This window comes from Pseudomonas sp. KCJK9000, assembly GCF_046230725.1.
GTDB lineage: Bacteria > Pseudomonadota > Gammaproteobacteria > Pseudomonadales > Pseudomonadaceae > Aquipseudomonas > Aquipseudomonas promysalinigenes.
The window spans coordinates 69,418-90,074 of the sequence record NZ_JBJJLN010000011.1; the positions used below are offsets into that span (position 1 = coordinate 69,418).

At 50.6% G+C, this 20,657-nt stretch carries 16 protein-coding genes; 8 read left to right on the forward strand and 8 right to left on the reverse strand.

Annotated features, from left to right (window positions below):
* Positions 1–170: 170 nt before the first annotated feature.
* The 3 genes from ACK59H_RS07705 (at position 171) to ACK59H_RS07715 (ending at position 5,509) form a co-directional block, all read left to right on the forward strand.
* Positions 171–1,337 carry a nucleotide sugar dehydrogenase gene (locus ACK59H_RS07705; protein WP_409264364.1) on the forward strand — a complete coding sequence of 389 codons (1,167 nt, stop codon included), beginning with the start codon at positions 171–173 and terminating at the stop codon, positions 1,335–1,337.
* Positions 1,338–1,390: 53 nt separating this feature from the next.
* Positions 1,391–1,906, forward strand: a complete 516-nt coding sequence (locus ACK59H_RS07710; protein ID WP_409264365.1) for a hypothetical protein — start codon at positions 1,391–1,393, stop codon at positions 1,904–1,906.
* 231 nt (positions 1,907–2,137) lie between these two features.
* On the forward strand, positions 2,138–5,509 hold the full coding sequence (locus tag ACK59H_RS07715; RefSeq protein ID WP_409264366.1) for a glycosyltransferase: 3,372 nt from the start codon (positions 2,138–2,140) through the stop codon (positions 5,507–5,509).
* An 800-nt stretch (positions 5,510–6,309) separates the two neighbouring features.
* On the opposite strand, the gene ACK59H_RS07720 is transcribed toward ACK59H_RS07715, so the two are convergent.
* A complete protein-coding gene (locus ACK59H_RS07720) occupies positions 6,310–7,203 on the reverse strand; it encodes a glycosyltransferase (protein WP_409264367.1) in 894 nt (297 codons plus the stop codon).
* Between the two features lie 502 nt (positions 7,204–7,705).
* On the opposite strand from ACK59H_RS07720, the gene ACK59H_RS07725 reads away from it, so the two are divergent.
* Positions 7,706–8,563, forward strand: coding sequence for a hypothetical protein (locus ACK59H_RS07725; protein ID WP_409264368.1), 858 nt, complete (start codon positions 7,706–7,708; stop codon positions 8,561–8,563).
* Positions 8,564–9,481: 918 nt separating this feature from the next.
* Here ACK59H_RS07725 and tnpB read toward each other — a convergent pair.
* A complete protein-coding gene (gene tnpB, locus ACK59H_RS07730; RefSeq protein WP_409264369.1) occupies positions 9,482–9,904 on the reverse strand; it encodes an IS66 family insertion sequence element accessory protein TnpB in 423 nt (140 codons plus the stop codon).
* A 165-nt stretch (positions 9,905–10,069) separates the two neighbouring features.
* Between tnpB and rfbB the strand changes: the two genes are divergently transcribed.
* From rfbB to rfbC, 4 genes are read left to right on the forward strand one after another with little or no spacing between them, the layout of a single operon-like run.
* A complete protein-coding gene (gene rfbB / locus ACK59H_RS07735) occupies positions 10,070–11,170 on the forward strand; it encodes a dTDP-glucose 4,6-dehydratase (RefSeq protein WP_409264370.1) in 1,101 nt (366 codons plus the stop codon).
* The gene (rfbD, locus tag ACK59H_RS07740) at positions 11,167–12,072 is read left to right on the forward strand and encodes a dTDP-4-dehydrorhamnose reductase (RefSeq protein WP_409264371.1); all 906 of its coding nucleotides are present in this window, start codon (positions 11,167–11,169) and stop codon (positions 12,070–12,072) included. The genes rfbB and rfbD overlap by 4 nt, the downstream gene beginning before the upstream one ends.
* An 8-nt stretch (positions 12,073–12,080) precedes the next feature.
* Complete coding sequence (gene rfbA / locus ACK59H_RS07745; RefSeq protein WP_060480633.1) at positions 12,081–12,962, forward strand: glucose-1-phosphate thymidylyltransferase RfbA; 882 nt, start codon at positions 12,081–12,083, stop codon at positions 12,960–12,962.
* Positions 12,962–13,510, forward strand: a complete 549-nt coding sequence (gene rfbC / locus ACK59H_RS07750) for a dTDP-4-dehydrorhamnose 3,5-epimerase (protein WP_409264372.1) — start codon at positions 12,962–12,964, stop codon at positions 13,508–13,510. Before rfbA ends, rfbC begins: the two co-directional genes overlap by 1 nt.
* Before the next feature lie 573 nt (positions 13,511–14,083).
* Here the strand turns inward: rfbC and ACK59H_RS07755 are convergent.
* The 6 genes from ACK59H_RS07755 to ACK59H_RS07780 all read right to left on the reverse strand — a co-directional run bounded on the left by ACK59H_RS07755 (position 14,084) and on the right by ACK59H_RS07780 (position 20,577).
* Positions 14,084–16,150, reverse strand: coding sequence for a DUF7024 domain-containing protein (locus ACK59H_RS07755; RefSeq protein ID WP_409264373.1), 2,067 nt, complete (start codon positions 16,148–16,150; stop codon positions 14,084–14,086).
* A 57-nt stretch (positions 16,151–16,207) separates the two neighbouring features.
* Positions 16,208–16,546 carry an EamA family transporter gene (locus ACK59H_RS07760; protein ID WP_023536240.1) on the reverse strand — a complete coding sequence of 113 codons (339 nt, stop codon included), beginning with the start codon at positions 16,544–16,546 and terminating at the stop codon, positions 16,208–16,210.
* A complete protein-coding gene (locus ACK59H_RS07765) occupies positions 16,543–17,586 on the reverse strand; it encodes a glycosyltransferase family 2 protein (RefSeq protein WP_409264374.1) in 1,044 nt (347 codons plus the stop codon). The genes ACK59H_RS07760 and ACK59H_RS07765 overlap by 4 nt, the downstream gene beginning before the upstream one ends.
* Positions 17,587–17,651: 65 nt before the next feature.
* Positions 17,652–18,041 carry a GtrA family protein gene (locus ACK59H_RS07770; RefSeq protein ID WP_060480343.1) on the reverse strand — a complete coding sequence of 130 codons (390 nt, stop codon included), beginning with the start codon at positions 18,039–18,041 and terminating at the stop codon, positions 17,652–17,654.
* On the reverse strand, positions 18,038–18,991 hold the full coding sequence (locus tag ACK59H_RS07775) for a glycosyltransferase family 2 protein (protein ID WP_397468285.1): 954 nt from the start codon (positions 18,989–18,991) through the stop codon (positions 18,038–18,040). Before ACK59H_RS07775 ends, ACK59H_RS07770 begins: the two co-directional genes overlap by 4 nt.
* Entirely contained in the window at positions 18,988–20,577 is a 1,590-nt protein-coding gene (locus ACK59H_RS07780) for a DUF6311 domain-containing protein (RefSeq protein WP_397468284.1), read from the reverse strand. The genes ACK59H_RS07775 and ACK59H_RS07780 overlap by 4 nt, the downstream gene beginning before the upstream one ends.
* Positions 20,578–20,657 lie beyond the last annotated feature (80 nt).

Below are 20,657 nucleotides of genomic sequence, written 5' to 3' on the forward strand. Positions count from 1 at the left end.
GTACCGCGGCGGGGTGTGGTTGCTTGGTCAACAGGTCTGCAACATGCAAATCTTTCGCCAAGCAGCCCTTACACTTAAAACCAAACAACTAAATACAATCAATGAGAATTTGATATTTACGGCTTAAAGGACTGACTTAAAATGGCCAAATACTCGGGACAGGTCAAATCATGAAAATTGCTGTAGTGGGAACAGGCTATGTTGGCATGTCCAACGCCGTACTGCTAGCTCAACACAATGAAGTTGTAGCGCTAGACGTCAAACCGGAAAAAGTCAGTGCCATCAATGACAGGCTTTCGCACCTTGATGACGCCTGCCTTAAAGATTATTTACAGAATAAAGATTTGAAGCTTCGCGCCACCCTTATTAAAGAAGAAGCTTACACTGACTGCGACTTTGTAGTTATCGCAACGCCCACTGACTACGACCCACAAACGAACAACTTTGATACTTCCTCAGTAGAGTCTGTAATCAAAGATGTCTTAGAAATAAACTCAGCTGCTACAATTATCATTAAATCCACAGTACCTGTCGGCTTCACAAAACGCCTGAAGGAAGAACTGGGATGTGAAAACATCATCTTTTCACCAGAGTTTTTGCGCGAGGGGAAAGCTCTTCACGACAATCTCTACCCTTCGCGAATAGTGATAGGAGCTCATAGCAAGGAAGCAAAAAAATTTGCAGATTTGCTTTTAAACGGAGCACTGAAAACAGACGTAAGCGTGCTACATACGGATTCTACAGAAGCAGAAGCTATCAAATTATTTGCAAACACATTTTTAGCAATGCGTGTCGCTTATATAAATGAGCTTGACACATACGCTGAGATACATAACCTGGATTCCCGTCAAATAATTGAAGGCGTTGGTTTGGACCCCAGAATAGGCAGGCATTATAACAACCCATCATTTGGATATGGCGGATACTGCCTACCCAAAGACTCCAAGCAACTACTAGCAAACTATAAAGATGTACCAAATAACTTGATCGCAGCTATTGTCGATGCAAACAGAACCCGGAAAGATTTCATCGCTGAATCCATCATCAATAAGGCGCCAAAGACTGTTGGTATTTATCGACTTACGATGAAGAAAGGCTCTGACAACTTTCGAACCGCTTCGATTCAAGGCGTCATGAAACGAATAAAAGCCAAAGGCATAAATGTTATTGTGTACGAGCCCACTTTAAAGGAGTCCTCGTATTTCAACTCTCAAGTGACATGTAATCTTGAGGAGTTCAAAGATTCCTGCGATCTGATTGTAGCAAACAGATGGGAAGACGACATTCGTGACGTGGGGTATAAAGTTTACACTCGTGACTTATTTGGCAATGACTGAAGCTTGCTGAGAGCCGCGCTCGAGGTTTATTGAAAACTAAAAAAGGTGTCAAAATGGCCATCACTGAAAAAATACAGCAGATCATATCAGAACTTCGAGCAGCTGAAGAGCTTTTGCATGCGCAGTCACGCGTGGCCCCACAGCTGAATTCGCAGCCATCTAGCGCAGTTTTGGTCAGCAGCAAGTCTTCCCATCAAACGCTCAACCAAATTTCCTCGGATCTGCTCCATACAACCAGAGGGCTGCCAGAGCAATCAGGTGAATCAAATCAAGCAACACTTGATTTAAATTTTGAGCTAGAAAATTTGAGGAACGAGAACCAGCGACTTTCCCGTGAACTTTATAATACACGAAAGGAAAGCATCATTAGTAAAAACTCCGAGCAACAGGTGATAAGTGAGAATCAACAATTATTGAGCGAGCTTGCAAAGGTTCAGTCAGAACTTGAACAGTACTATCAGGACAAAGTAGCTTTGGAAGCCGCGCTCGCAACAACAAATAAGCTGATTGATCGGGCTTCAGAAACAATCTTTAGTCTGCAACAAGATCGCTCTTGCGATCCATATTAAGTTAGTCGTTGATCACATTCAGATTCCATTAACTGCCTGGTCACAACTGAAAAAATTTGAGTGTGATTATCTATCAGACAAATTTCAGAGTATCGAGCGAAAGAATTGCTAATTGGGAAGCATGCAGCGGGCCCTGAGCACAGCGTATCAGCACCTCGCTGCAATTGTGTATGGATGGAACCAATATTATGATAGAACATAACGAAACCTCTGAAATTCGGGTAGATATAGATGTCTAAATTAGCTTCAGAATCGCAACCAGCATCCATCGTTAATCCTGAGTGGTACCTTGCGACTTATCCAGATGTGGCCGCGTCTGGAATGGATCCGCAAGATCACTACAGCAAATACGGCTTGGCTGAGGGTCGCATTCCTCGTCAGCTCAAATCTCATGTACTTGAAACAGCTACGTGGGGTGGATTCTCGAAACTAGCGATTCATGACTTGATCAAGTGGCATAAATCATCAAATGATGATCATGAAAAGTCCTACGCATGCTGGGCTTTAGCAAGGTGGTATGCTAGTGGGCTTGATTGGGCGAGTGCCTTAAATCACCTCCAGATGATCACCCTACCGCTAACTCCGTTAATAAATCGAACAGCATTCACACTTTTAAGATCAGAAATCTTAGTACAATGCGGACTGCAGGTGCCTGCGCAGGAATGTGTTCAGCTAGAAATCGACGCCCGGGGTCCCCTGTCAGATCTGTGCTTGAGCGCGGCGAACGTATACCTCCCTACCGGCGCAGATGGTTACTCTCGCGAAGCTATAAAGCTCCATTGGATAAACCAAATATTTGAATCTGAAAAACTCTATCCGCTAGTTAAAGCTGAGCGAATTGCTGAACTGACTATAGATAACGTTAAATGCGCTGAAAGATCAGATCCAATCTGGGAGGAGCACGCGAAAATTAGTGTCATCATGCCCGCTTATAACTCTGAAGATTATATTCAAACTGCAATACGTGGCTTATTCGCTCAGACCTGGCAAAATATTGAAATCTTGATCGTAGATGACGGTAGCACGGATAATACCGTTCGTAAAATATTAGATCTAGCTAAACTTGACACCCGAATAAAGTTACTGCGCCAGCCCACCAACAAAGGCTCATACGCTGCAAGGAATCTTGCGCTGCAGCATGCTACAGGCATTTTTATTGTAAATCATGACAGTGATGACTGGTCACATTCCCAACGTCTGGAACTGATGATTCGTCCACTCCAAGCAGACACTAGCATCGTTGCGACAATAGCGAATTGGGTACGTTGCGAACCAAACCTACACTTCAAAACTTGGCGAATTGAAAATCATCTTATCGAGCCTAGTGTGTCCACTATGATGTTTCGTACAGATGCGATCCGACGCCTTGGCGGGTGGGACGAAGTTCGTGTAGCTGCGGACTATGAGCTGAGCAGACGACTACTTCACTACTATGGAGCAGAAGCCGTAGTTGATGTACTTCCCGGCATCCCTTTAGTTTTTGCTCGTCAGTTGCCTAACTCGCTCACAATGGCCACAGGCACACATGTTCGGACATCGCTCTTTGGCCTTAGAAAGCTTTATACCTCGTTAGCTGAGTCTTGGCGTTCGACGTTGGAACACCCAAGCTCTCTCAAACTGAAGCCTGGCGAAGATAGTCGCCCTTTTCCTGTGCCCCTTTCTATGCTAAATAAATACATCTCTGACATACCCAATTTCGACTGGCTCTTGATTGGAAACTTCAGTCAAGATTCCACTCACAGTGATACTCAGGAAGTTCTACTTTCTGAGCTTATCAGTAGCGGCGCGCGCGTAGCTCTATTTCATTGGCCTGACTACTCAGATCCGAGGGACATCAGCCCAACCATTCTTAGCTTAGCAGTGAATAAAAAAATAACTATCGTTCTAGCAGAGCAAACTATACATGCGCCGCACGCCGCTATAATAGATAGCAAACTCTTAGAGCACCCCCTGGACAATCTTCCAGTGATAAAGGGTTATAAGGGATGCCACATTATCAACTCTCAGGAACAGTTAAAATCGCTAATTGATAATCTGACAGCGAAATCGGTAACACCGTTACTGATCAAACAACCTCTACAAGGCACCGGTTATCTACCACCTGAACCGTCCAATAGTCGTGCAGAAAAATTTAAAGCGTCGACCAATGATTCTGCCAAGCTTCATGCTAACGTGGATGAGTCTTTTTTTGATGCCGAATGGTACCTGGAGAGGTACCCAGATGTCTTAAAAGCGGGTATCGATCCAAGAGAGCATTACATCAATAATGGCTACAAAGAAGGGCGAGAACCAGGGCCAGATTTCAACACTCCTTGGTATCAGCAACAGTGTCCGGCTGCACTTAGCAGTGGTATTTCACCGCTTGTACACTACGAAAAGATTGGCCGCTCTTCAGGATATAATCCTCGGCATCCGACCCTCAAGGGTAGCCAAACTCTAAGGGAAGGAAGCCCGACGATTCTGCTCTGCGCTCACGCCGCAGATACAGAGTTGTTTGGTGCTGAGCGCAGTCTTTTAGATATACTAGATGCATGTATTGAATTGAAACTTAATATAATCGTAAGCGTTCCGTCCCTCATAAATAAAAAATATGTAGAAGATTTGCGCTCACGTGCTGTAGCTGTAACTTGTATATTTACACAACCTTGGAACTGCAGTATACCGCCGTGCAAGATTGCGATTGAGCGATTTCGAGACATAATTCAAAATTACGATGTGGATTTGGTGCAAGTTAATACCGTAATGCTGAGAGAGCCGCTAATGGCTGCTAAGCAAGCTGGAGTGCCTTCGATAGTACACGCGCATGAGTCTCCCCTACATGATGCGGCGCTGTGCGCGGCGATAGGATTAAGTGCCGAGAAGATTAAAGCACATATACTTGAGGCCTCAGATTACCTTATTGCAAACTCAGAATTTACTGCAACACATCTAAACAAACCCGATGCAACTTACGTTGTGGGAGGAATGATAGATGCCAAAGCGTTCAATGTCCCTAACGTCGTGAACAAAGAAAGAATTACAGCTGCTCTTATTAGCAGCAATTCACCCAAAAAAGGCCTTCAAGATTTTCTTCAGTTAGCACTGGAGCTTGCTCCCGACACGACAAACATTCAACTAATGCTAATTGGACCCCACACTCCTGCAGTTGCGGCCTTAAAAAAGCTGGAAGATCGCGGACAACTGCCAACGAATATCAGTCTTATTCCTTACACTTCTACTGCGCTAGATGCAATTTCGAAAGCGAACATAGTCCTTAATCTATCCCACTGCCAAGAAACATTCGGCCGGACGCTGTTGGAGGGAATGGCTGCGGGCCGCCCCGTTCTCGCTTACCGGTGGGGGGCGCTACCTGAACTTGTCGATGACGGTGTGCAAGGCCATGTTGTGGAATATGGTGACATTAAAGCGATTGCTGATAGAGTTCGTCAGATGTGCCGAAACCCGAAAAAAATCCGAACACTTGGAACTGCTGGACGAAAGCATGCTAAACGATATAATTTAAGGCGTGTATGTAAACAACTCGAAGCCGCATATGCAGTAGTACTCGGCTCTATAGAGCCAAATCCAACCCAAATTCTTCCCCAGGCGGACAATAGCGTTTAACTTCTACAATAAGTTAACGCACCATTGGCTCTTGACCACAAAAGTACTAATATGCTTAGAGATTGAGGACGATCAACCAAAATGCTTAGATATTTATCCAAGACTCATCTTAGATTGAGGTTCCTTATGCTAGTTGCAAACGTCAGAATTCTGGGTATCTAGATTTTCTAAAACCGGCAGTGCTTTTCAGCAAGGAGTGGGTGAGGTAAACGAACAATACTAGTAGTTGCCCACCCCCTCGTAGGCGTGAATGTCGTGCCTTCCATATTTCATGGTGTGTTTTCCGTGAGTGGTGCATTCTCAACAGCAAATTAGCATACTACTAGGCCATCTATTCCAGACAGCTTCTTTGTTTAAAACACCAATAAGCCCTCGACCACAGACACCCCTTCAATAAACATAGAGTCAAAAGAAAACCCGGTGACTCTAGGGGTATTTCACCATGTGAAGCTCCAGTAGATAGCGCCCCGATTCTAGTTCGAAAAAGCACTCATCTTTCCTAAAATCCTCGGCGCCCCACAATCCAACAGAGGCGCTGGAGCGCGTAAGTTGTTATGGGTCTCTAGAAGATGCCAACGACCTAACCAGCCGGTCTCTTTACAAGAAAACCATCAGGTTATGTCTTATAAGAGATAGCCCAATAGTTCAGCCAGTGCTGAGATCACGAAAATAACTCATTATTCCTAAACTGCTTGCCGCCCTTGACAAACCGAACCTACGGGGATTCAAAAGATCTAAACTCAGACTTTAAATACGCGCTTAATCTGAAAGGGGCCGAGACAATTTCGGCCCCACTATGACTACTGCCTTGCGATAAACTTCAATACGTGCGGGTAGTTCTGAAGTCTCGACTCAATATCATTCGGAGCACAATCCCAACAACCTTTAAAAGATGTTGATTTAAATCTACCAAATGTGTCTTGCGATGCGTGATGCGACCAGATATACATTGAATCAGTATGATCAATTATGTGACCATAATCATCACTAAGCTCAAAATGATTTTTTCCAACATAAACCGACTTGACCTCGGATAATACTTCTTTATTACAGGTGCTCGCTTCACATACTGCTCCAAGCCCAAGGGCTAGGAACGCTTTGACATTGCGTTCGATATTGCAAATAGAAGCAGTTTTCATATCCCACAAAATTTTTTCGCCACGCTCATAAGTGACAAGTTTATTGACGTTCTCATGCCTAACGTATTTTTGGGTGTTCTCCAAGTAATTCACGGGCAGAAAGTCATCATCGTCGACGCGAAATGAGAAAAACGGAAAGGTAGCTGTGTCATATCGACATGGCATGGCCTTGACCGAATCACCGACAGCCTTCTCGGCGGCAAGCCAGTCATCAGGCCCACGCTCCTGTACTTCGATCCAGGGATACTCAGCAACTGCTAGATATAGACCTTCCTTGACCTCTTGAGGAAGCATATTAGAGGTGATGATTACCAACCTAAACCAAGACTCATCGGGCTTTAATGTTTGGTCGGCAAACTGTGGAATAATCACTTCGCTTAGAAGCTTCAACCGAAATTTTAGACGATTTGGTTCGAGAATGTTATTAACATGGTCGTCCCAATCATTTTCCCGGCTAGAGATCCACGAGCCGGTACTCTTTTTGGTTAGAATACTGAAAAAAATCACCCCTACCATGGGGTACGGAGTGGTAGCTCTAGGAGACAAATCAGTCATCAGATATCCTTACATTTTGTCGTTGATCCAAGCTTTATCACGCCAGCTAGCGCATGAAGAGCTGCCAGGAACTTACCCCATCAATGGTAGCTAGGTCTATGAGGTTTATCTATGAATTTTCGTGTTCTAGGTAGTGTATCCGACCTACACCCGGTATTTGGTATATTGGGGCTTGTGAGCAATGATTCAGGGCCCTAAAGTCAGGCTTGCTTCATTGGCTCATCTGTTTTGGATGAGAGCTTTGGGCGTCTGAATCTAAATGATTTGGTTCCTCGTGCGCTAAATCAGAGCCATATCGCTTGCTGCAAGCACTGGAGCGCGGCTTTTCCTTGCCGCGCAGGCTTAGCACTGAAACTGCCGGCGATGCCTGCGGGCCATGAAGGCGCCGCTTTCCATACACGCATCCCTTAATCGATCGACCAGAGTACAATAAATGTGCCGACTAACAGAGTTCAAAATTTTTAGATTCCTTCTTCCGCTTTGGTTTTTTTCGAGCATTAGATTGGCTTTGCCCATAATGGGCTTGCTTGGCCTGACAAACAACTCATACGCTTTCAGTATTTATGGCTTTATCCCATACGAATCTATCGTCCAGCATGGAAAACCTGTGAAGGTTAAGTCCCGCAATGAATGGTTTGAAGCGTTAGGAGTAAAACCAATTGACGTGGTTTACGAAAGGCGAATGATAACAGTCTTAAAAGACAATATTGGCGAAAAAAAATTCTCGCTCAATCGCGACATGATGAAGGAAGTTGCACTGGGTCACGGTCGAAATACAAAAACTATCGTATCACTGGACATTGAGAGCTGGGATAGATTTGATGAGAAGACACCAACCCGTTTGATTGAAGCAATTCAAGCATTTCGCGAAGTGAATAAAGATACTCAGCTTGGACTTTATGCGACAGTACCTCAAAATACATATAGCTGGAAATCCAGCAAACGCAAGCAATATGACCTGCTGAACTCTAAATACGCTTCAGTTGCTGAAGCAGTAGATTACTTCAGCCCTTCCCTGTACAACTATAGCAAAGACGACTATGCTACTTGGCTCGCTGGAGCAGCATACAACCTCGCCGCCTCCAAGAAATACTCGAAAGACAAAAAAGTTATCCCATATATAACGCCTGAAATATGGGAGGACGGCTATACTAGATGGCTATCTTACGATGAAATGAAAAAAAGGTTACAGGCGCTCAAGGATCTCGGTGCAGACGGTTGCATAGTTTGGGCAAGCAGCCAATCGCGATCAATAACCGGAGAGAAGCCAGTGCTGGACCCAGGATTTGGATGGTTGAAGGCAGTGGTAGAATTCGCTACGCCATCACTTTCTACTCCCTCCCCTCAAAAGTCCCCGTAGAACTTTGATGCAATCCAAACCCAATTTAAAACCGTGGCAAGCTCCGCTGCCCACGCCGAAGGGCTCTTTCAATACTTTTAAGCTTGCTAATCATCGTCACCACCAGATCGACGGGGCCTGCCTTAGCCTGCTACTGCCTTTTCTGCGCATCAACACTCCTGCGGAGCGCGTCAACCACGCATGCCAGCTGCTCGATACCAGGCTAGGCCGTTGTAGATGGCGTAATCGTCAGCGATTACATAGCCCTATTAGCCGCCCCGCATGCTCAACGGCACCTCCTGCGCACGATTGGTGGTCTAGTCGGACGTCTCCACTTCGATCAGAGGGGCGCTGGTGCTGGCCTGCAAACAGATCCAACCGTCTGGCTCATTTAAGACCTATGCGCGTGTTTTTATAGCTGTTCAGCATCGGACTTACCTGCATCCGGGCACGAATAATTCAAAACAACGGTTAGGAATGTGCCCTGCTCTCGAACACCGGGACTAGGCTTTCGTGGTACCTATTTTGCGCGACTTGCTGACCTGTTAGCAGGTACTCCAGCGATTTGGCAATTAATGCACCAATGGACCTTGCTCATATTTTTTGAATACGGAGCTAAATCGGCAGGATATCGCTCGGCTCGCTCTTTACTGCATTCAGGATACGCTCGTCGCAATCCTAGATGCAAATCAGCAAGCTCCCTGACAACTCATGCTTGACTAATCAACTTATGATATCAGACGATAGCGATTTGCTCTTTCTTTGACGTAGAATGGGTCAGCACTACTTGATCTACGTCATCCACTTCTGACAGAGGAGTTGCATTTTACATTTCCTCGAACGTCTCTAATTGCGCCATATTGAGGTTCACAACACGGTGTTCAGCAACCGTGGCTCAGCCAGAAGCTAGGCAGCAATTGCTTCAGCGCAACAGTATTATCATGGGGCAATCACCGCCCGAATTGTATTGATTGTATTGGATGCGCGTGATATCGAATCTGGTGGGAATATTTCATTCGAAGCTGAAGTCATCGAGTAATCAATTGAGTCAAAAAAAACGGTCAGGGCAACGTCTTCGCTACAGAGCTTAGCCGACGCCTTGAAAGGCTCGCCTTCCAGGCTCTTCGGCCAGACGAGGCAGCCAGTGTGGTCGGAAAACACTAGCTTGATGCGGTTACGGGCCCTGTCGGCGAAGCATGCGGTCTTAAAGGCGTCCTTGTGATCCAACTCGACCAGCGTGAGTCGAATAAAAGATTTTTGAACATCTACAGGGTTTGGGTAAAGATAGAACTTTCGACTTTGTTGCTTGGTCGCACCATAGTGGACGGTTCGGAGGGAAATTTGGATAGCAGCGTCGATCATCAATAATCTGGTTGGAATGTGGCGCTCAAGGAGCGGATACCCGCATTCGTGCATATCACTCAGCACGAGACATGACAAGAAAACGTCATGATTGGCTGTCCACTCCCAATCATGCAATCTTAAGCACACAACCCCGTACTCAAAATTTTGGTTTAGGTCCAACTCATGATTCTAGTAACAGGCGGAGCCGGCTTCATCGGGTCAAATTTCGTTCTGCAATGGTGCGCGCGCCACGAGGAATCCGTCCTCAACCTAGACGCCCTCACCTACGCAGGCAACCTAGCCAACCTGCAGTCCCTTCAACACAACACCCAGCACCGCTTCGTCCAAGGCGATATCTGCGATGCCTCGCTCTTGACCCAGCTGTTGGCTGAGCACCGCCCAAGGGCAGTGGTCCATTTCGCGGCCGAATCCCATGTAGACCGCTCCATCACTGGTCCCGAGGCATTTGTCCAGACTAACGTCATGGGCACCTTTAGGTTACTGGAAGCCGCGCGTGCGCACTGGAACGGCCTAGAGGGGCCGGAAAAAGAGGCTTTCCGTTTCTTGCATGTTTCAACGGATGAGGTGTACGGCACACTCGGTCCAAACGATCCGGCCTTCACGGAAACGACACCCTACGCCCCCAATAGCCCGTACTCGGCTAGTAAAGCTGCCAGTGATCACTTGGTGCGCTCCTATTTCCATACCTACGGTATGCCAGTGCTCACCACTAACTGTTCCAACAACTACGGGCCGTTCCACTTCCCTGAGAAACTGATCCCGCTCATGATCGTCAACGCACTCGCGGGTAAAGCGCTACCTGTCTACGGTGACGGCCAGCAAATCCGGGACTGGTTGTACGTAGAGGACCATTGCTCGGGTATCCGACGCGTACTGGAAGCGGGCACAACGGGTGAAACCTACAACATCGGTGGCTGGAACGAGAAAGCGAACATCGACATCGTTCGCACTGTCTGTGCTCTGCTTGATGAGCTGGCGCCCGCTGCAACGCGCAATGTGGTCAATCAAAAAACCGGCACCCCCGTGCAAAACTATGCTGAGCTGATCACCTATGTGACCGACCGCCCCGGCCACGACCGCCGTTATGCCATCGATGCGCGCAAGATCGAGCGTGAGCTAGGCTGGAAACCTGCAGAAACCTTCGATACCGGCATTCGAAAGACTGTCGCCTGGTATCTTGCCAATCAGGAATGGGTTCAGGGTGTGATGGACGGTTCGTACCGTGATTGGGTCGCTAAGCAGTACGGGTCAAATGAAGGGTGAAAATCCTGCTGCTGGGGAAAAACGGCCAAGTAGGTTGGGAGTTGCAGCGGGCGCTTTCACCACTCGGCGAAGTAATCGCGCTTGATCGTCAGGGTGATGGAGAGCTTTGCGGCGATTTGAGCCAGTTGGATGCATTGGCGACTACGGTGCGCCTTATCGCGCCTGATGTGATCATCAACGCGGCAGCCCATACTGCAGTAGATGAAGCCCAGAACGACCAACATTCCGCCACGCTTATCAACGCGCAAGCCCCTGCCGTGCTCGGGAGAGAGGCAGCTCGTCTAGGTGCTTGGTTGATCCACTACTCCACCGGCTACGTGTATGACGGCAGCGGGGATCAACCTTGGCAGGAAACCGCAGCTACGGGCCCCCTGTCCGTCTATGCCCTCACCAAAATACAAGGTGAGCATGCAATCGAAGCCAGCAGTGCTAAGGCCGTTATCCTGCGCACCAGTTGGGTCTACGCTGCTCGCGGAAGTAACTTTGCGAAAACCATGCTGCGCCTCGCTCAAGAGCGGGATGCGTTGAACGTGGTCGCGGACCAGTTCGGCGCACCAACCGGTGCGGAATTGATTGCGGACGTTACAGCCCATATCGTTCGGCAGCTAGCCAAGCAACCAGCGGACGACCAGCTTGCCGGGGTCTATAATCTGGCAGCGTCGGGTGAAACTTGTTGGCATCAGTATGCGCAATTTGTGCTGAAAGACGCCCTAAGCAGGGGGATATCGCTTAAAGTGAACGCTGATCAAGTCTCTGCGATCAATACCGACGCTTACCCTGTACCCGCACCGCGTCCGCGAAATTCGCGGCTCGCGCTGGGCAAGCTCGAAAGCACGTTCAACTTGAAAATGCCGTCCTGGCAGCAAGGCGTCAAACGCATGCTAGACGAAATCCATAACTAGGGATTCCCATGGCTCGTAAAGGAATTATTCTGGCAGGTGGCTCAGGCACACGCCTGCACCCCGCAACGCTCTCGGTGTCCAAGCAACTGCTACCCGTATACGACAAACCGATGATCTACTACCCGCTGAGCACCCTGCTGCTCGCCGGGATCCGCGATATCCTGATCATCTCTACTCCGCAAGATACCCCTCGCTTCGAGCAGTTGCTGGGTGACGGTAGCCAATGGGGCCTGAATCTGACATACGCCGTCCAGCCAAGCCCTGACGGCCTTGCTCAGGCATTCACTATTGGTGAGGCCTTCATTGGTAACGACACCTCTGCGCTGGTGCTGGGTGACAACATCTTTTATGGCCATGACTTCCAGTCGCTGCTGTTGAACGCGGGGCAACGCGAAACAGGCGCTTCTGTGTTCGCTTACCACGTCAACGACCCTGAACGTTACGGTGTAGCCGAATTCAACAAGGCCGGGCGGGTGCTATCGCTCGAAGAAAAACCAAAACAGCCGAAGTCGAACTATGCGGTTACCGGCCTTTACTTCTACGACAACCAGGTCGTCGAGCTGGCGCGCAGCCTGAAGCCATCTGCCCGAGGCGAGCTGGAAATCACCGACCTCAACAACCTGTACCTGCAACAAGCGCAGTTGCATGTCGAGATCATGGGGCGCGGCTATGCATGGCTGGACACAGGCACCCACGACAGCCTGCTCGATGCCAGCCAGTACATCGCAACCATGGAACGCCGCCAAGGGCTCAAGGTTGCATGCCCTGAAGAGATTTGCTTCCGTGCAGGCTGGATCGATGCCGAACAACTCGAGCGCTTGGCACAGCCATTGCTGAAGAATGGCTACGGCCTGTACCTGCGTAACCTGCTTAAAGATAAGGCTTTTTGATGCACGCGATCCCTCTGGCCATTCCCGGTGTCTTTCAATTCACTCCCAAAGTCTTCGGCGATGACCGCGGCTTCTTTTACGAGAGCTTCAATGCCAATGTCTTCGAAGAAGTCACCGGCCTGCGCACCGACTTCGTTCAAGACAACCATTCCCGCTCCGTGAAAGGTGTGCTTCGAGGTCTGCATTACCAACTGCCTCCACGCGCCCAGGGCAAACTGGTGCGCGTGGTCCAAGGCGAAGTGTTCGACGTCGCGGTCGATATCCGTCGCTCCTCCCCTACCTTTGGTAAATGGGTGGGCGCGGTGCTTTCTGCCGAGAACAAGAATCAGCTGTGGATTCCGCCGGGGTTCGCACACGGGTTTGTCACGCTGAGCGAAACGGCTGAATTCCTGTACAAGACCACGGACTTCTATTCGCCAGCCAGTGAGCGTTGCATCGCGTGGGACGACCCAGAGATCGGTATCGAATGGCCGATCGATTTTAGCCCGAGCTTGTCGGGCAAGGATCAACTTGGCGGAGCGTTAGCTAACGCTGAAGTGTTCGAGTAATTCTCAAACAAGGCCAAGCCTTGTAGGGCTTGGCCTTGTCGACTGAGATGCGAAATCAATAATCTTAGCCGCACTGTTCGGCGCGCCTGTGGATAAGGGCCAGCGGTGTTGTTCCCAAGATGTGGATATCACTCCAGTCAGCCTCTGGATCGATGTTTACCGCTTTCTGTAGTCCACTCTCATACACACTCCCACCGCTTCTTTTCGTTTGGCGCTACCACCGAGCAAAGCTACGCTCAACCATTCGTTGCTCATCAAAAACCCGCTTCGACAAAGAGAGTTGACAACCTCGCGGCTTCACCGCTGCGGTAAGCCCGAGTTCGCCCAAGGCACACAGCAAAACCGAACCCGCTGGTCTGTAGCTAGATAGGCACACTGGGAGCATTCGATGCTCAAGCGTCCGAGCTGATGGTTACATGCATGGACTAACCATCAGCGACTCGGTGAACGAGAACTCACTACTAGTGTGGGAGGCTAGGATGGCCAATCGAACGGCTCGCCCTTGACAGCATGCTCTGGGTCCAACCTAGACGGTACCTATTGATTTCAACGCATAGGTACCGTCACGGTGTTCTACTTTTCTTCCCGGATTACAATCTGTCGGATACCAATACCCAATGGTCGCTTGTCGCCGCTGATGCCTAGTTGCTCGGGCGAAATCGGCTGGGGCACCTTGATGGTCAGCTTGCTGACTTCGTCGGGGTTCTCGATTCTCAAGCTATAAGGCTCTACGTCACCACTGAGTTTCAACGGGTATCGGCGGCCATCAACATTGACTTCAAAAGCCTGGCCCTGATTAGGACCAAAGGCTTTGGCATTGATCTCTAGTGTGAAAGCTCTGGGCAGCGGCCGGGCGAATTGCAAAGTCACCGTGTCTGCAATAGACCAGGCTCCCCAGCTTTCGGCATGGGAAAGGCCGCGCAGCACGTCTACATACTCAGCTTGGATGTCTGAGCGGAAATCTAGCAGCAGCGGATTCGCCTTGGGCAGTTTTTTTGCCAGAGAGAAACCATTAAGCCTGAGGACCTTGAAGTCACCCTCGGCGAACTCGACATCTCCTACCACCAAAATCCATTTTTTGTCCGCTGGCGACTGGGCAGCGGTGTAGATCTCGCCTGGCTTATATGACAAGTCTGGGCCAGCATTCAGATCCTCGACCCAGAACAATGCGCGCAGAATCGAGGCGGGGTTATCCCCCACCACTAGCAGATGCGGGCGCTCGCTCACGGGCAGATATTGGCGAGCGAACATGCCGGCTTTGTCATACGCGTCTGCATCCGTGCGCTCTAGCAAGGAAATACTGGCGTAAACCGTGCTGACAAGGATGGAGAGAGGCAGGTAGATGAACAGAAACAGCTGCATGCTCTTACGAGGCCTAATACACCACAGCACCAAGCTGATCAGCGAGAGCAACGCTAATGCAACGAAGATTTTCTTGTGGAAGGTAAAGCCGCGCAGTTCAGGGTTGTCGATGAAGCTCAATGTGAAGGGATGCATGCGTGTGATGCCTGCATACAGTACAGCCCCCATGATCACGATCGCCACGCCCCACCGCACATAGCGATGCGCCATAAGTTTGGAGCCTGCCAGTTCTGCACCTGCCGCGATGAACAGCAGCGGGAACAGGAAATCGTAATAGCGCATATGAAGACGCAACGCGGTTTCCACAGCGTTGGTACCTGCCACGGAGGCCGAGAACAATGCCACCACGGCAATCAGGTTCAGCAGAAGGAACAGCGTGAAGAAAGCAAACTTGCCGGCCTCGCCGATGGCCCGGGTTCTCAACGTGGCTATGGCGGTTGCGGTAATGATGGCTAGGGCGCAGCCGAACATTACGGCGTTGCCCAGCAGATGCCCGGCGGCGATGGTTGGCGCAGCTTTCAGGATAGCCAAGTACCGATCAAGGCTGGAAGCGCTGGACTCCAGCGTGGTGGCGTAGAAGTTGCCGAACAGTGTCAATCCTGCTTTGCCGGCGACCAAGTAGCTGAAGCCGAATTTGGTGAGCAACATCACACCGATGAACACAGCTGAGTTTTTTACCGCTGCGACGAACCAACGGTTCTGATCTTTGTAGGCAAAATATGCGATGCACAAGCAGAAGGCAGGGATAACGAATAGCGCATGCGGCTTGACGAGGGAGGAGCATCCCATCATCACACCGAGTAGCGCCCAACGTTGCCATGGCGCGTTCGAGGCCAGGGTCAGGAAGTACCAGGTGCTTATCCAGAACGTCAGGTAGAATAACGCCTCCGGCATGAAGTACGTGGTATAGCCGTTGATAGGCCCGAGCATGCTCAAGGCCACGATCAATACCGATACCCGTGCGCTGCAATACCGGCGCGCCACCATGAAGATAAAAGGTGAGGCACATACGAAGAACAGGGCATTGAGCAGCTTGCTGCAACCGACGAACCCATCGCCACACATCAACGTCGACTTGTAGATGCTCAGATAGAGGTAGTTGGGTATCGATGCACTTGAAAGCGGCAAGACACGCGCCATTGAGCTGTACGTGTATTCATCGCCGAAGACGGTCGGGTAAATACCGCTTGAACGCATCAGCAGAAGCACGAAGGCCAGTGCCATGATTGCCGCTACCGCCATAGTCGCGTTGAGGTGCGACCTGTCTATCAACTTCATACTCCCCTATCCTTTCTACTGCTGTTCATTTCCATGATCTGATGCATTTGCTTCCAATCAGGACTTAACGGCCAGCACAATGCCGAACATGATGAATGCGACGCCAATGAAATACTGAACCTGAAACCGCTCACCCAGAATGAAATGACTACCAATGGGAACGAGTACAAAAGCCAACGCCATCAGCGGGTAGGCCTTGCCCAACTCGATCTTTTGCAGCACCCATACCCAAGCGATGGTGGTCACACCGTAGAGCGCGAACGCAGAGCCCAGAATCATCAGGGTCTTGAGGTCGAAGATTGTCCCGGCGCGTTGCAGCGCACTGGCGCTGAGCTTGAACATGATCTGACCGGTCGCAATACCCACGACACATAGAATCGCGATGGCATACATCATGGGCGTTTACCTGCTTTGAACTTGGACTTCAACCGCGAAAGGTGGAACGGCCTTCTTGGAACCGAGGCAATGTCCTGCCCCAGGAAGGCGAGAATCAGTTGTATACCCAGGAAGATCGGTAAGGCGGACAACATCACGGTGCCAGCAGAATTGGCGACCCCGGTGTAAATGGAAGAGGCCCAGTGAGACAAGCCGAAGACCAGTCCCCACACGAGCAGCAGTAGCCCCGCAGGCAGCTCAAGCGAGGCCAGCGACATGTCCCGCAGGTAGTAGTTGTAGAAGATCCGCTTGCCGAAGTTGCGCACGTGTTTGGCCAGAAACTCGCCCACGATCTTGGAAATTTTCAGATTGCTGACTTCATCACCGTACTTGGCGTCCATGGGTACGTCGACGACGACCGCACGCAGGGTATTGAGCCGGAACAGGATATCCGTTTCGAAGAAGTAACGACGGCTAATCTTTGAAAACGGCAGGTGGCGGGCAACGTCACGGTGAATAGCTGTGTAGCCGTTGGTGGGGTCGAACAGATCCCAATAACCCGACGAAAACTTCGTCATGAAGGACAGTACGGCGTTGCCGAATAGGCGGATCTTGGGCATTGCCCGGATCTCTTCCAGGTCGTAGAACCGGTTACCCTTGGTGTAATCGGCCGTGCCTTCAAGAATGGGCGTAACGAAGTTCATCAGCAGGCCTGGGTCCATCTGGCCATCACCATCGATCTTGACAATGATCTCCATGCCATCCTGGATAGCGGCTTGATATCCGGTCATTACAGCACCGCCCACGCCCTGATTTTCAGGGTTGCGCAGTACCACCACTCGCGGGTCGGTGGCGTGCTCTTCCACAAAGCGACCCGAACCATCCGGGCAGCAGTCGTCCACCACGTAGATGCGCTGAACTTCCGGGCCGATATCGGCTATTACCCCCAGGATATGCGCAGTCACCTTGTAGGAAGGGATCACGACGGCAATGCTGGTAGAGCGATCTTCGCTAGGTTGCACGCTGCCAGGCGAAAGGTGTTCTTGCTGGCCAATTGTCATAGTTCGAGTACCTGTTACGTATTCCAGAAAAATTCGCGCTTAAAAGGATGCTTGTCGGGCGGTTTTCATGATCTGGCCGGGGCAAATGCCCAAAGCCTCATGACCATGAAATTCAGCACCGGTACGATGAAGATCACCATCACCAGGCCCAAGCCATAGTGCCAACCCATGTACTCCACCCAGGAGGTTATGAGTAGTGTCAGTCCCAGCGACACGAGTGAGACCAGCAAGAAGCGCCGGTATCCCAGCCAGCTCATAGGCACCCGGAAGGTAAACCGGCTATTGATGCAGTAGGACATGAGGTTGGCCACGATGAATGCACACGCATTGGCCACTGCCGCAGGAGGCGCCAGCGTTTCCATGAGCCCAATTACAACGCCAGCATGCACCGCCGTGTTGGCTATGCCGACCATGGCAAAACGTAGAAACTGGTAGTACTTGGCTGAAATGATCATCTGTGGGGCTTGATCACTTCGCGTACGATGTACACGGGCCTACGCTTCGATTCGACGAAAATGCGTCCCACATATTCCCCCAACACCCCTATCCCGATGAGCTGTACGCCGCTGGCGAACAGAATGGTAATCATCAACGAGGCATAACCCGGCGTATCCACGCCAAAGCATAGGGTTTTGATCAGAAGGTAGACTGCGTACAGCAGGGCCATGGCCGAGACCGCACCACCAAGGTATGTCCATATTCGCAAAGGTGCCGAGCTGTAGCTGGTGATACCTTCGATGGCAAAGTTCCAGAGTTTCCAAGTGTTGAAGCTGGTCTTGCCGGTGCTGCGGGGCGCCACATGGTATTCGATGGTGGCGGTGCGAAAACCTACCCAGGCAAACAGCCCCTTCATGAAGCGACGGTTTTCGGGAAGTTGTTTCAGCGCATCGACGACCTTACGATCCATCAAGCGGAAATCACCTACATCAGCAGGTATGTGAATGTCCGAGATGGAGTTGTGCAACTTGTAGAAGCCGTTGGCGGTGAATTTCTGCACGGCGTGATCGGTACGTCGATCAACCCGCTTGGCCAGCACCACTTCAGCACCCTCCTCCCATTTGGCGACGAGTTCGAGTACTACTTCTGGGGGGTGCTGGAGGTCGGAATCGATAGGCACGACTGCATCGCCATTGGCGAAGTCCAGGCCGGCTGAAAGCGCCGCTTCTTTGCCGAAATTTCGCGACAAGTCGACGACTGTGACATACGAGTGAGTCGCTTGGGCCTTGAGCAGTTCTTCGTACGTGCGATCCCTGCTGCCATCATTGATCGCGATAACCTCGAAGTCGTAACGATCCGCCAACGTTTGGTACAGCGCGTCCACACGTTCGAAGAATGCGCAAACACCAGGCTCTTCGTTGTAAAACGGAGAAATCAGCGACAACAGGCGCCGGGGCTCGCTCATCATGGGCGCTCCTTGTCCACCTGAAACTTACACACATGGGCGTAATCGAGCTCGATGCAATTAGGCCGCTTATCGGCGGGGAAAAGCGCCAGCGCTTGGCTCACCTCAGGAAAATCGCCTTTGACGAATACATACAGCGAGTGGCGCGTATCCGTATTAGCTATTTCGGCTTGGGTGCTTTCCACTGCGCAGTCGGAGTTGGCGCGTGCCACATAGCCGGTGTTGATCTTGAGCCCATGCTCGACGGCATAACGCATTGTCGGCATCAGCGTACTCAGGATCATGTCAGAGCGCCCGCAGCGGAACTTGGGGAAGAAATACAGGTACCGGATGTCGTCCTTTATCTGGGCATCCCATGCAGCCTGGTTCAAGATCGGCGTCGCTGGGCGTTTGGCGTCATCGATCAAACGGTGGCGCTCTATGGACATGTCAGTTACCTGAACCACGATCATCACCAGCATCGCCAACGCGAAAACTGGTTTTGGCAACCTGCGGTACAACAGCACGATGGCTGCAATGGTCAGCGCATACCCCACCGGCCAGAAGAACCGGCCAGATGCTCGGAACTGGCTGGTGATAGGCTCCATGAACGCTGGGTAATGCAAAACCAGTACTTGGTGGGTTCCCCAGTATATCGTGTCGGAAAGCGCATACAGAGTGAAGCCTAGCATCACCAGAACCAGCGGCCAGTTGTTGGCCGCCCACCTCAGGGCCTTACCACCACCCAATGTCAGGCCTGCCAACAATGCCAGTAGCACCCCTAGGCCCAGGTAGTTGAACCCTTCGTACTGCCCTGGCATTTCTGCGTTTGCGATGGGGAAGAACTTGCCACCTGCAAAGGGTGCCAGCAAGTTCATGGAAAATGTGCCGAAACCTGTTTCCTTGGCTACGTTTGTCGAGTCCATGGGAAACACGGTTACCCAAAGGCTGACGCCGATGATCAAGAAGGGCAAGAACGCTCGAGGCACATCCACCCAGTGGTAATGCCTTGGCTTGGCGAGCCAGTTCGCCACATAGATCGCGCTCGCGATGACGCACAGGTAGATGTTTATGTAGAAACCAGCTACCAACAATACAGTCCAGCCTGCAAGGGGTACCCGCTCAAGGCGTTGGCCGCGCAGATAAAGCGCGATCGCAGCCAAGATGATCCAGTGCGTCATTAGCGAAATATGCGCCACGCGCGCAGTGAACGCCGGAAAGATCAGTAAGCAGACGACCAGCGCAATCAACGCCAACCAAGACTTGACCTGAAGCTCGCGCAGTATCCACCAGGCGCACACGGCCTGGCCTATAAATGCAAGGCCCACCCAAACGCCATACGGGTTGAACGGTGCGTAGGACGCCGGCACCACCAGTTTGAGAATAAGCGCATACAGCGGAATGGTATCCATGAACGTTGCGCGCGTGCCCTGCGGGTAGTTGATGCTGTCGAATGCCAGCAGCGGATACCCGAAAGGCGCACTGAAAAATGCATGGAAGCCAGAGATGTATTGCGTAACGTCGTCGACCTCCGACTGCCAATACGAAGATGTACCGGCGATAAAACCTGAAGGAAAATGATGCCACACGAACCAGACAGCGATAGCCAAAGCTAACGCCAGGCCCGTCCTCCCCGTGGAACCCAACCTTGAATCCATTGCAAACGCCCCAGTCTGTGTTTTACAGGCGC

What these genes read in the sequence shown, in the direction of transcription:
- ACK59H_RS07705 (WP_409264364.1), top strand. Translation starts at nt 171, where the DNA reads ATGAAAATTGCTGTAGTGGGAACAGGCTATGTTGGCATGTCCAACGCC.
- ACK59H_RS07710 (WP_409264365.1), top strand. Translation starts at nt 1,391, where the DNA reads ATGGCCATCACTGAAAAAATACAGCAGATCATATCAGAACTTCGAGCA.
- ACK59H_RS07715 (WP_409264366.1), top strand. Translation starts at nt 2,138, where the DNA reads ATGTCTAAATTAGCTTCAGAATCGCAACCAGCATCCATCGTTAATCCT.
- ACK59H_RS07720 (WP_409264367.1), bottom strand. Translation starts at nt 7,203, where the DNA reads ATGACTGATTTGTCTCCTAGAGCTACCACTCCGTACCCCATGGTAGGG.
- tnpB (WP_409264369.1), bottom strand. Translation starts at nt 9,904, where the DNA reads ATGATCGACGCTGCTATCCAAATTTCCCTCCGAACCGTCCACTATGGT.
- rfbB (WP_409264370.1), top strand. Translation starts at nt 10,070, where the DNA reads ATGATTCTAGTAACAGGCGGAGCCGGCTTCATCGGGTCAAATTTCGTT.
- rfbA (WP_060480633.1), top strand. Translation starts at nt 12,081, where the DNA reads ATGGCTCGTAAAGGAATTATTCTGGCAGGTGGCTCAGGCACACGCCTG.
- rfbC (WP_409264372.1), top strand. Translation starts at nt 12,962, where the DNA reads ATGCACGCGATCCCTCTGGCCATTCCCGGTGTCTTTCAATTCACTCCC.
- ACK59H_RS07755 (WP_409264373.1), bottom strand. Translation starts at nt 16,150, where the DNA reads ATGAAGTTGATAGACAGGTCGCACCTCAACGCGACTATGGCGGTAGCG.
- ACK59H_RS07760 (WP_023536240.1), bottom strand. Translation starts at nt 16,546, where the DNA reads ATGATGTATGCCATCGCGATTCTATGTGTCGTGGGTATTGCGACCGGT.
- ACK59H_RS07765 (WP_409264374.1), bottom strand. Translation starts at nt 17,586, where the DNA reads ATGACAATTGGCCAGCAAGAACACCTTTCGCCTGGCAGCGTGCAACCT.
- ACK59H_RS07770 (WP_060480343.1), bottom strand. Translation starts at nt 18,041, where the DNA reads ATGATCATTTCAGCCAAGTACTACCAGTTTCTACGTTTTGCCATGGTC.
- ACK59H_RS07775 (WP_397468285.1), bottom strand. Translation starts at nt 18,991, where the DNA reads ATGATGAGCGAGCCCCGGCGCCTGTTGTCGCTGATTTCTCCGTTTTAC.